11 protein-coding genes are annotated in these 10,216 nt (G+C 67.4%); 7 read left to right on the top strand and 4 right to left on the bottom strand.

Annotation, left to right across the window (positions count from 1 at the left end; genetic code table 11):
* Window positions 1-104 precede the first annotated feature (104 nt).
* Both AX690_RS05815 and AX690_RS05820 read right to left on the bottom strand, forming a co-directional pair.
* Window positions 105-1,196, bottom strand: coding sequence for a glycosyltransferase family 1 protein (locus AX690_RS05815; protein WP_066686198.1), 1,092 nt, complete (start codon window positions 1,194-1,196; stop codon window positions 105-107).
* Window positions 1,196-2,026 (bottom strand): UDP-2,3-diacylglucosamine diphosphatase, encoded by an 831-nt coding sequence (locus AX690_RS05820; RefSeq protein WP_066686199.1) that lies wholly within the window; start codon window positions 2,024-2,026, stop codon window positions 1,196-1,198. The genes AX690_RS05815 and AX690_RS05820 overlap by 1 nt, the downstream gene beginning before the upstream one ends.
* A gap of 273 nt (window positions 2,027-2,299) precedes the next feature.
* On the opposite strand from AX690_RS05820, the gene AX690_RS05825 reads away from it, so the two are divergent.
* Together AX690_RS05825 and AX690_RS22745 are read left to right on the top strand one after the other, a co-directional pair.
* The gene (locus tag AX690_RS05825; RefSeq protein WP_066686201.1) at window positions 2,300-2,929 is read left to right on the top strand and encodes a TetR/AcrR family transcriptional regulator; all 630 of its coding nucleotides are present in this window, start codon (window positions 2,300-2,302) and stop codon (window positions 2,927-2,929) included.
* Window positions 2,930-2,983: 54 nt separating this feature from the next.
* Window positions 2,984-3,139, top strand: a complete 156-nt coding sequence (locus tag AX690_RS22745) for a hypothetical protein (RefSeq protein WP_156449581.1) — start codon at window positions 2,984-2,986, stop codon at window positions 3,137-3,139.
* Here AX690_RS22745 and AX690_RS05830 read toward each other — a convergent pair.
* Window positions 3,136-4,236, bottom strand: a complete 1,101-nt coding sequence (locus tag AX690_RS05830; RefSeq protein WP_066686203.1) for a histidinol-phosphate transaminase — start codon at window positions 4,234-4,236, stop codon at window positions 3,136-3,138. The genes AX690_RS22745 and AX690_RS05830 overlap by 4 nt on opposite strands.
* 63 nt (window positions 4,237-4,299) lie before the next feature.
* Window positions 4,300-4,767 (bottom strand): Lrp/AsnC family transcriptional regulator, encoded by a 468-nt coding sequence (locus AX690_RS05835; RefSeq protein WP_066686205.1) that lies wholly within the window; start codon window positions 4,765-4,767, stop codon window positions 4,300-4,302.
* Between the two features lie 121 nt (window positions 4,768-4,888).
* On the opposite strand from AX690_RS05835, the gene AX690_RS05840 reads away from it, so the two are divergent.
* The 5 genes from AX690_RS05840 to AX690_RS05860 all read left to right on the top strand — a co-directional run.
* The gene (locus AX690_RS05840) at window positions 4,889-5,146 is read left to right on the top strand and encodes a DUF6356 family protein (protein ID WP_066686207.1); all 258 of its coding nucleotides are present in this window, start codon (window positions 4,889-4,891) and stop codon (window positions 5,144-5,146) included.
* On the top strand, window positions 5,143-6,144 hold the full coding sequence (locus AX690_RS05845; protein ID WP_066686209.1) for a putative sulfate exporter family transporter: 1,002 nt from the start codon (window positions 5,143-5,145) through the stop codon (window positions 6,142-6,144). The genes AX690_RS05840 and AX690_RS05845 overlap by 4 nt, the downstream gene beginning before the upstream one ends.
* Before the next feature lie 66 nt (window positions 6,145-6,210).
* Complete coding sequence (locus tag AX690_RS05850; RefSeq protein WP_066686211.1) at window positions 6,211-7,665, top strand: amino acid permease; 1,455 nt, start codon at window positions 6,211-6,213, stop codon at window positions 7,663-7,665.
* Between the two features lie 100 nt (window positions 7,666-7,765).
* The gene (locus AX690_RS05855; RefSeq protein ID WP_066686213.1) at window positions 7,766-8,911 is read left to right on the top strand and encodes an acyl-CoA dehydrogenase family protein; all 1,146 of its coding nucleotides are present in this window, start codon (window positions 7,766-7,768) and stop codon (window positions 8,909-8,911) included.
* A 213-nt stretch (window positions 8,912-9,124) separates the two neighbouring features.
* Window positions 9,125-10,216 (top strand): globin-coupled sensor protein (locus tag AX690_RS05860; protein ID WP_231732128.1); only part of this gene is annotated, 1,092 nt, incomplete at its 3' end.

Genomic DNA, 10,216 nt, shown 5'->3' on the forward strand with positions numbered 1-10,216 from the left:
AAGAACTCCGGACGTCGTCCGGCGCTCCGCGTCCCTTTCCATCCCTTCAGCGGCCCGCCGCGTGAAGCGGCGGAATTGCGCCGACTTGAAACCGTGAATAGACCTTAAGCCGCCGTCTTCTTGCGCAGGCGCGCCAAGCGACGCAGGCGGCGCCAGAACCGCGTCTTTTCCGGCTCGGGATAGGGCTGCAGGTTGCGGAAGAACTCCTCGGCGCAGGATCGCCACGAGAACTTCTCGGCGAACTTGCGCACCACCGTCCGGTCGAGCTCCAGGCACGCCAGGCAGGCTTCCTTCAGGCCGTCGGTCTGGCCGGGGGCCAGGACGCCGGCGTTGGAGCCGGGGATGATGTCGACGGGGCCCGGGGCCGAGAACGCCGCCACCGGCACGCCGGCGGCCATGGCCTCCAGGATCACCAGGCCGAAGGTGTCGGTCAGGGAGGGGAAGCAGAAGACGTCGGCGCCGGCGAAATAGCGGGCCAGCTCCTCGCCGAACTTGGCGCCCAGGAACTTCACCTCGGGATATTTCTCGGCCAGCTCCTCGCGCTGCGGGCCGTCGCCGATGACGACCTTGGTGCCGGGCAGATCGAGGCTCGCGAACGCTTCGATGTTCTTCTCGACGGCCACGCGGCCGACATTGAGGAAGATCGGGCGGGCCAAGCCCTCGAAGATGTCCGGAGCGCCGGGCTGGCGCGGCTTGAAGATGTCGGTGTCGACGCCGCGCGACCAGGGCGACAGGTTGCGGAAACCGTGCTTGGCCAGCTCGTCGCGCATGGTCGGCGTCGCGACCATCAGGCGGCCCGACGGCTTATGGAACCAGCGCATGTAGGTGTAGCCGGCCGCCAGAGGCAGCGGCAGGCGGGCCGAGACATATTCCGGGAACTTGGTGTGGTAGCTGGTCGTGAACGGCAGCTTCCATTCCAGGCAGATCCGGCGGGCGGCCAGGCCGATCGGGCCTTCGGTGGCGATGTGGATCGCCTCGGGCTCGAACAGCTTGAAGCGCTCCTGCACCGGCTCGTAGGCGCCGATGGCCAGCTTGATTTCCGGATAGGTCGGCAGCGGGAAGGTCGGGAACTGGTCCGGGCTGACGACGTCGACGATGTGGCCCATGGCGCGCAGTTCGTCGACCACCCGGGTCAGGGTGCGAACCACGCCGTTGACTTGCGGTTCCCAGGCATCGGTAGCGAGCAGTATCCGCATCAGGCGACGGCGGGCTCCGGCAAGGCCTCTTCGGCCGGGGTCGGCAGCTTGCGGCTACGGTCGATCACCGACCAGGAGCGCAGCTTGGCCCATTCGAGAATCTCGAGGTGGCCGTCGGCGTGCTCGGCCACGGCCGTGCAGCTTTCGACCCAGTCGCCGTCATTGACATAGGCGACGCCGTCGATGTCCCGCATCTCGGCCTTGTGGATGTGACCACAGATCACGCCGTCCACCCCCCGACGTCGAGCTTCGTCGGCCACAGCGGCCTCGAAGTTCTCGATGAACTGCAAAGCGTTCTTCACCTTGACCTTCAGATAGGCCGAAAAACTCCAGTAGCCGAACCCCAGGCGGCGACGGGCGCGATTCACCAGGGTGTTCAGCATGAGGATGGTTCTATAGGACCAATCCCCGAGGAAGGCGAGCCACTTGGCGTGCTGGACGACGCCGTCGAACTCGTCGCCGTGGACGACCAGATAGCGTTTGCCGTCGGCCGCCTCGTGGATGATGTCGCGGGCCACCACGACGCCGCCGAAGTGGACGCCGCAGAACTCGCGGACGCGGTCGTCGTGGTTGCCGGGCACGTAGATGACCTCGGTGCCCTTGCGGGCCATGCGCAGAATCTTCTGGACCACGTCGTTGTGGGCCTGGGGCCAGAACCAGCCGCTGCGCAGCTTCCAGCCGTCGATGATGTCGCCCACGAGATAGAGCTTGTCGCACTCGATATGGCGGATGAAGTCCAGCAGCAGCTCGGCCTGGCACCCCCGCGTGCCCAGGTGCAGGTCGCTGATGAAGACGGAACGATAGCGGCGGACGGCGACGTCGGCGCTCATGGTCGTACCCCCGTTCGGCGCCGCAAGATCGCTCCGTCCCCGGATCGGCGCGACGGCGGCCAACGGCAGGCGATTAAGCTGATTGCATGTCGCTTTGATGAAGCGCGGAGGCCTGCGGGACCAATCCGACCGCCCCGGGTTACGCAGGGTCAGCCCGCCGATTGACCAGTTTCGGCGCATTTGTCAAAAATCTGGGCGCTCAGGCCAGGCCTTTGCGGGCATGGGCTTGTCCAGCCTGTTGCGGCGCAGCATCGCCCGCACTAGATCACGCCGATGGACGCCGCCCGCCTCGCCAAGGATACCCCCAAGTCCCAGAAGACCCGCGCGCGGATTCTGGACTGCGCGATGCACCTGTTCGCCGAGATCGGCTACCACGCGGCCACCAATCCGGCGATCGCCGACGCCGCGGGCCTGACGCGTGGGGCGATGCTGTACCATTTCCCGACCCGCGAGGCCCTGGTCGAGGCCGCCGTCGCCCATATCCAGGCCGAGCGCTCGACCCTGTTCCGCGCCGCCGCCGACAGCCTGCCGCCGGGCGCGGACGTCACCGAGCACGCGATCGACAGCTATTGGGACCTGCTGCACAGCGTTCCGTTCCAGGCCTTCGCCGAGCTTGAGGCCGCCGGTCGCACCGACCCGGCCATCCAGGCGCTGCTGGCGCCCGCCCAGGCCGAGTTCGACCGGGCCCAGGCCGGCGATCACTTCCTGAAGATCCTGCACGCCGGCGCCGGTCCGCGCTTCCAGGCCAGCCGCGACCTCGCCCGCTTCATGCTGGAAGGCCTGGCGCGCACGACACTGACCTACGACAAGGACGGCCGTAAGGACCGCCTGTTGGCCGTGATCAAGCGGGCCACGCACATGCTGAACCGCAAGGGCGACATCCAGGACCTCTGGCCCGAATAGCACTCACGGGAGCCAAAGCGCGCGCCGCGGGTTGCGAGGGTCAGGAGGAACTTGATGACCGACGCCGAACCGACACCGCCTCATCCCGACGATCCCGTTCCCCGGCCAGCCGGCCAGGAAGCGCCGCCGCCGCCCGAGCTGGATCCCAACCGCAAGACGGACGCCACCAGCGATCCGACCGCCAGCGATCCCGGCAACGGCGCGGACTAGGCTGCGAGAGCCTTCGGCAGCACGCCGGCGAAATAGTCGAGCTCGGCCGGGCTGGCCGTGCCGACGCGGATCCAGGTCGGGTGGCGCGGGCTGTCGAACACCCGCACCTCGACGCCCAGCGAGGCCAGCGTCTTCTGGAACGCCAGGTTCGGCTTGCCGCAGTCGACGAAGACATAGGTGCCGTAGGACGGCAGATACCTCAGGCCGTTGGCGTCGCAGATCGCGTAGATCTTCTCGCGGCAGCCTTCGAGGTAAGTCTTCGCGCCGGCGAGATAGGCCGGATCGCCATAGCAGGCGGCGGCCGCCGCGAGACCCAGGCGGCCCTTGTGCGTCGGGATCAGGCTCTTCAGCGCCCGGACGCGATCAGCCCGCGCGGCGACGAAGCCGACCCGCAGGCCGGCCATGCCGTAGACCTTCGAGAAGGTGCGGGCGACGATCACGTCATGGCCCGCGCGGACCAGATCCATCATCGAGTTGCGGACGGGGTCGGGGCTGATCTCGATATAGGCCTCGTCGACGAGCACGGGGCAGGTCTTGGAAACCTCGACGCAGAACGCGCGCAGAGCTTCGGCGTCCAGCAGCAGACCAGTCGGATTGTTCGGATTGCAGACATAGACGCAACCGGCGTTCACCGCCTTGGCCCGCTCGGCGAGCGCTTGCAGGTCGATCTGCTGGTCGGCGGCCAGCGGCATCCAGTCCAGGCTCGCCCCCTGGCGCTGCGCGTAGAGCAGGGGCGTGGCGTAGCTGGGTTGCGGCGAGACAACCGGACCGGCCTTCGAGAACGCCGTCGACAGCAGCGACAGCGCCTCCAGCGAGCCGTTGCAGAGACCGACCTGCTCGGGCTGGAGGCCGTCGTGCTCGGCGATCAGCTTGACCAGGGGCGGCTCAAGCTCCCAGCCGTAATAGGGCGCTTCGGCCAGCGCTTTCGCGGCGGCCTTGCGGGCGGCGGGCGAGGGGCCGAACGGGTTCTCGGTGACGCCGAGATGCGCCTTGATCGCCGGCGGCGCGGTCGGGTCCACCGAGCTCTCGGCGGCTAGCGCCAAGCTAGGCGCCAGGGCCGCCCCGCCGATCAGAAGTCCGCGCCGGGTCGCGTCCATGAGCCGTCTCCATCCAAGGTCGCGTCTAGTAGAACCCGGTCGATGACAGGCTCAAGACAAGCTTCAGATCGGCGCGACGGGGAGGGCGGTGGTGAACTTGATCTGCTCCATCGCGAAGCTGGACGACACGTCGCTGAGCGGCGCGGTGGCGATCAGGCGCTTGTAGAAGCGGTCATAGGCGGCGATGTCCTTGACCACGACCTTCAGCAGGTAGTCGACCTCGCCGCTCATCCGGTAGAACTCGATCACCTCGGGCAGGGCCTTCGCCCCTTCCGCGAACAGCTTCAGCCACTCCTCGTCGTGGCGACCGGTCTTCACGGCCACGAAGACGGTCAGCGGCAGGTCCAGGGCCTCGCGGTCCAGCAGGGCGACGCGCGCCATGATCACGCCGGCGTCCTGCAGGCGCTTGATCCGCTTCCAGCACGGCGTCTGAGTGAGGCCGACCCGTTCGGCGAGATCGGCGATCGGAACCGTGGCGTCCTCTTGCAGGATCGCCAACAGCCGCCGATCGATATGATCGAGATCAATCATCTCCGCATTCCGCGTTGATCGAGAATGGAATTCTCTCTACGCTCCGTTTGGCGCGTAATCCAGTAATGCCTTTCCCCGAATCCTCGCCATCCTGGAGAGCCTCTGTAGTCGCGAGGTCTCGATGCTGGCGTCCTTTACCCGTCACCCCCGTTCGGTCGGCGAAACCTATGGTCAGCACATGGGCATGGCGTGGGGCTTCGGTTTCACCCTGATCGGCGCGGGTCTCGCCTGCCTCGTCCACGGTCTTCTGCCGTTCGCCTTCGAGCGGACGGGCAGCCGCACGGTGCGTCAGCTGAACGAGCGCCTTTCCAGCCGTTGCGCCCGCGCCGACGCCCATTTCGCCGCCGCGCCGATCACGGGCGAGACCGTCCGCGGATGACGACCTCCGCCCTGCGTCTCAGCGCCGGCAAGCTGGCGCCGGGGCTGGCCGCCGGTGTGGGTCTCGCCATTCTCGCCAAGCTGCTCTCCCAGTCCCTGCACGCCCCCGCGCCGCTGATCGCGGTGGTTCTGGGCATGATGCTGGGCGCCCTGGGTCTGCAAGCTCAGCTCGGCGCTGGTCTCGACATCTTCGCCAAGCCAGGCCTGCGCCTGGGCGTCGCCATGATGGGCGCGCAGATCAGCTGGGCCGAGTTCGCCGCCCTGGGCGGTCCCGCCATCCTGGCCAGCGGCGTCGTGGTGCTGGGCGGTCTCGCCATCGGCGCGGCGGCGGGCCTGGCGCTGGGCCTGCCCTTCGCCGAAGCCCTGATCGCGGCGGCCGCCTGCTCGATCTGCGGCGCCTCCGCCGCCCTGGCCGCTTCCCAGGCCGCGCCGGCCAGTCCGGCCAACCAGCGCACGACCGCCCTCGTCATCGTCGGCGTGAACCTGCTCTCCACGGTCGCCATGCTGGCCTATCCGCCCCTGGCCCACGCCCTGGGCCTGACCGCGCACCAGGCCGGCGTCTTCTTCGGCCTCTCCATCCACGACGTCGCCCAGGTGGCCGGCGCCGGAGCGTCGGTCTCGCCCGAGACCGCCAGCACGGCGGCCCTGGCCAAATTGGCGCGGATCGTCTGGCTGGGACCGGCGGTGGTGCTGATCGGCCTGGCCTTGACCCGCAGCCCCGAAGGCGGCCGCGTTTCGGGCCTGCAAGCGCCGCCGGCCTTCGTGATCGGTTTCGCGGCCCTGGCGGCCGCGCGCGGCCTGAACCTGATCCCGCCCGCCCTGGTCTCGACCTTGGCGGTCTGCTCCAGCTTCCTGTTGCTGGCCGGGGTTGGAGCGATTTCGGCCAAGCTCGGCCCCAAGGCCTTGCTGCAGGTCAAGCCGCGCCTGGCGGTGATGCTGGGAACGGTCACAGTGGCGGTCGCGGTCCTGGCCTACACGCTGACGAGAATATTCTTCTAAAGATCAAGGCTTGGCGGAGCACGAAACCGACTCCATGGTCGCGTCCATGAGTCGGAGGAACCCCAAGTGAGCTTCTGGACGCGCCGAAAGGCCATCGACACCATCACCGCGGGACACGCGGACAGTCATCAGCTGAAGAAGACCCTGAGCTGGCCTCACCTGGTGGCCCTGGGCGTCGGCGCCATCGTCGGCACCGGCATCTACACCCTGACCGGCGTCGGGGCGGGCCTGGCCGGACCGGGCGTGATCCTATCCTTCCTGATCGCCGGGGCGGTCTGCGCGTGCGCGGCGCTGTGCTACGCCGAGTTGTCGACCCTGATGCCGGCGGCGGGCAGCGCCTACACCTACAGCTACGCGGCCATGGGCGAACCGGTGGCCTGGTTCGTCGGCTGGAGCCTGATCCTGGAATACACCCTGGTTTGCGCGGCCGTCGCCGTCGGCTGGTCGGCCCATGCGACCGGCCTGTTCCACGCCGCTGGCTTCCCGGACTACCTGTTGGCCGGCCCGCATGTGGAGCTGGCTGGCGGTCGCCACGGCGTGGTCAACCTGCCGGCCGTGATCATCTCCATGGCGGTGGCGGGTCTGCTGGCCCTCGGGACTCGCGAGAGCGCCACGGTGAACATGGTCCTGGTGTTCGTGAAGATCATCGCCCTGGTGATCTTCGTGGCCCTGTGCCTGCCGGCCTTCGACGCCAGCCACTTCACGCCGTTCATGCCCAACGGTTTTTCGGCGCACTTGCCGCCCGGCGCCGCGCCCGACGCCGCGAAGATCGGGGTCATGGCCGCGGCCAGCCTGATCTTCTTCGCCTTCTACGGCTTCGACGCTGTGTCGACCGCCGCCGAGGAGACCAAGAACCCCAAGCGCGACCTGACCATCGGCATCGTCGGCTCGATGGCCGCCTGCACGGCGATCTACATGATCGTCGCCGCCGCCGCGATCGGGGCCTCGCGCGCCGAGGTGTTCTCCAAGAGCGAGGCGCCGCTGGTCTTCATCCTGGAGAGCCTGAGCTATCCCAAGGTCGCCCAGCTGGTCGCCCTGGCGGCGGTGATCGCCCTGCCGACCGTGATCCTGGCCTTCATGTACGGCCAGAGCCGGATCTTCTTCGTGATGGCGCGTGACGGCCTGCTGCCGCGCGCCCTGTCGCGGGTGAACGCCAAGACTGGCACCCCCGTGCTGATGACGCTGCTGACCGGCGCCTTGTCGGCCGTGCTGTCGGGTCTGCTTTCGCTGAAGGACATCGCCGAGCTGGCCAACGCCGGCACGCTGTGGGCGTTCATCGCCGTCGGCGCCTCGGTGATCCTGCTGCGCCTGCGCGAGCCTGCTCGTCCGCGCGTCTTCTCGACGCCGATCTGGCAAGTCGTGGCGCCGGCCGGGATCCTGGGCTGTCTCTATCTCTTCATCAGCCTGCCGGTGAAGACCCAGGTCTACTTCCTGTACGCCCATCTGATCGGCGCGGCGATCTATCTGGCCTATGGCGTGCGCAAGAGCGTCCTGGCCCAGCAAGAGAAGGCCGCAGGGTAAGGCTTCCATTCTCGGGGGCCATCGCTACAGTCTCGGTAAAAACAAGTGTTTGACACCTCCCTTCGCGACCAGCGAGGGGCCGGACAACGGGAGAACGCGCATGGCCCTCGACCTGGAGACCCGCGAGCAGCTGATCGATACAGTCGCCCGCTTCGTCGCCGAACGTCTGCGGCCCATCGAGGCCAAGGTCGCCGAGGACGACGCTGTTCCCGCCGATGTCGTCGAGGAGATGAAGGCCCTGGGCCTCTTTGGCCTCTCCATCCCCGAGGAATATGGCGGCCTGGGCCTGGGCATGGAGGACGAGACGCTGGTGGCCATCGAGCTGGGCCGCGCCTCTCCGGCCTTCCGCTCGGTGTTCGGCACCAATGTCGGCATCGGCAGCCAGGGCTTGGTCATGTTCGGCGACGACGCCCAGAAGGCCAAGTGGCTGCCGGGGATCGCGTCCGGTGAGGTTGTCACGTCCTTCGCCCTGACCGAGCCCGAGGCCGGCTCCGACAGTGGCGCGGTCCAGACCCGCGCCACGCTGGACGGCGACGCCTATGTCCTGAACGGGGCCAAGCGCTACATCACCAACGCCGGCAAGGCCTCGCTGTTTACGGTGATGGCCCGGACCAATCCCGACGTGAAGGGCGGCGGCGTGTCGGCCTTCCTGGCGCCGCGCGACCTGCCGGGTCTGTCGGTCTCCAAGCCCGAGAAGAAGATGGGCCAGCAGGGCGCCCATATCCACGATGTCACCTTCGACAACGTGCGGGTGCCGGTCGAGAACCGCCTCGGCGCCGAGGGCGAGGGATTCAAGGTCGCCATGCAGGTATTGGACCGCGGCCGCCTGCACATCGCCGCCGTCTGCGTGGGCGTGGCCGAGCGCCTGATCGCCGACTGCGTGGCCTACGCCTTGGAACGCAAGCAGTTTGGCCAGCCGATCGCCAACTTCCAGCTGATCCAGGCGATGATCGCCGACAGCAAGACCGAGGCGCTGGCGGCGCGCGCCCTGGTGCTGGAGACCGCCCGCAAGCGCGACGCCGGCGTCGGGGTGACGCTGGAGGCGGCGGCCAGCAAGCTGTTCGCTTCGGAGATGGTCGGCAGGGTCGCCGACCGCGCGGTGCAGATCTTCGGCGGCGCCGGCTATGTCGCCGACTATGGAATCGAGCGTCTCTATCGCGACGTCCGGATCTTCCGGATCTACGAGGGCACCACCCAGATCCAGCAGTTGGTGATCGCGCGCGAGACTCTAAAACGCGGCGGATAAGCTCAATGTGGATGTGGTGGTTTGTCGCATCTGTAGTTCAGAGAAATGGGTGCGTCGAGGAGTCGCGCATCATTTGATATCTAAGAAAAAGTTCGATTAGTCGATGTCATTGGCCTAGAGGGGGATATCTAAGGTTGATTCAAATCAGCAATGGGTTGGCGGAAGGCGCGACATGTGGTCGCGCTGAGACAAGAACCATTTAAGTCTGCATTAATGATACGACGCCAGCTTTTCCCGCTCACACCTAGGGGAGCGGCGATGAGCCACGACTACGCGATCAACGAGCGAGTGGCGTTCATGGGGATCGATGACAAGGCCCGCGCGGCCTTGCGGGATCTTCGACCTGTCGTCGGCAAGGCGATCGGACCGGCCCTTGACAGCTTCTACGCCAAGGTGGCGGCTACGCCCGAGACGCGGAAGTTCTTCAAGGACGACAAGCACATGGCGGCCGCTAGCGGACGCCAGCAGGCGCATTGGGACGGCATCGTCCAGGCCAAGTTCAGCGAGGACTATGTCCGCGCCGTCCGCACGATCGGTGAAACCCACGCCCGCATCGGCCTCGAGCCGCGCTGGTACATTGGCGGCTACGCGGTGGTCAGCGATCACCTGATCCGCTCGGTCCTTGAGTCGGTCTGGCCCAAGGGCATTATGAGCAAGGGCGGCTTGGCCCAGGCCGGCGAGGCGCTCAGCGCGCTGATGAAGGCGATCCTGCTGGACATGGATTTCGCGATCTCGATCTATCTCGAGACGATCGACAATGAACGTCAACGGCTGGAGGCCGAGCAGCGCGAGGCGCAAGCCTGCCAATTGCAGATGGTCCAAGCGTTGGGCGAGGCCCTCGACCGCCTGGCCCAGGGCGATCTGCAATCTCGCCTCGACATCGACGTAAATCCGGATTTCCAGAAGCTCAAGGACGACTTCAATAACGCCGTCGCCCTGCTGGACCAGGCCATGGGCGGGGTCAGCGCCGCGACGGACGGCATTCGCTCAGGCACCGACGAGATCAGCATCGCCGCCGACGATCTGGCGCGCCGCACCGAGCAGCAGGCCGCCAGCCTGGAAGAGACCGCCGCAGCGCTGGACGAGATCACCCAGACCGTTAGCCGGGCCGCAGACGGCGCCAAGCAGGCCCAGGACGTGGTCGCCGGCGCCAAGTCCGAGGCCGAAAGGTCGGGGATCGTGGTCGATCAGGCCGTCGCGGCCATGGGCGAGATCGAGACCAGCTCGCGCGAGATCGGCAATATCATCGGGGTGATCGACGAGATCGCCTTCCAGACCAACCTGCTGGCCCTGAACGCCGGCGTC

This window comes from Caulobacter sp. CCH9-E1, assembly GCF_001556515.1.
In the GTDB taxonomy this organism is placed as follows: domain Bacteria; phylum Pseudomonadota; class Alphaproteobacteria; order Caulobacterales; family Caulobacteraceae; genus Caulobacter.

Excerpts from the sequence above, each read along its gene's own strand:
- AX690_RS05855 (WP_066686213.1), top strand. The coding sequence starts at position 7,766 with ATGGCCCTCGACCTGGAGACCCGCGAGCAGCTGATCGATACAGTCGCC.
- AX690_RS22745 (WP_156449581.1), top strand. The coding sequence starts at position 2,984 with ATGACCGACGCCGAACCGACACCGCCTCATCCCGACGATCCCGTTCCC.
- AX690_RS05835 (WP_066686205.1), bottom strand. The coding sequence starts at position 4,767 with ATGATTGATCTCGATCATATCGATCGGCGGCTGTTGGCGATCCTGCAA.
- AX690_RS05815 (WP_066686198.1), bottom strand. The coding sequence starts at position 1,196 with ATGCGGATACTGCTCGCTACCGATGCCTGGGAACCGCAAGTCAACGGC.
- AX690_RS05830 (WP_066686203.1), bottom strand. The coding sequence starts at position 4,236 with ATGGACGCGACCCGGCGCGGACTTCTGATCGGCGGGGCGGCCCTGGCG.
- AX690_RS05845 (WP_066686209.1), top strand. The coding sequence starts at position 5,143 with ATGACGACCTCCGCCCTGCGTCTCAGCGCCGGCAAGCTGGCGCCGGGG.
- AX690_RS05825 (WP_066686201.1), top strand. The coding sequence starts at position 2,300 with ATGGACGCCGCCCGCCTCGCCAAGGATACCCCCAAGTCCCAGAAGACC.
- AX690_RS05820 (WP_066686199.1), bottom strand. The coding sequence starts at position 2,026 with ATGAGCGCCGACGTCGCCGTCCGCCGCTATCGTTCCGTCTTCATCAGC.
- AX690_RS05840 (WP_066686207.1), top strand. The coding sequence starts at position 4,889 with ATGCTGGCGTCCTTTACCCGTCACCCCCGTTCGGTCGGCGAAACCTAT.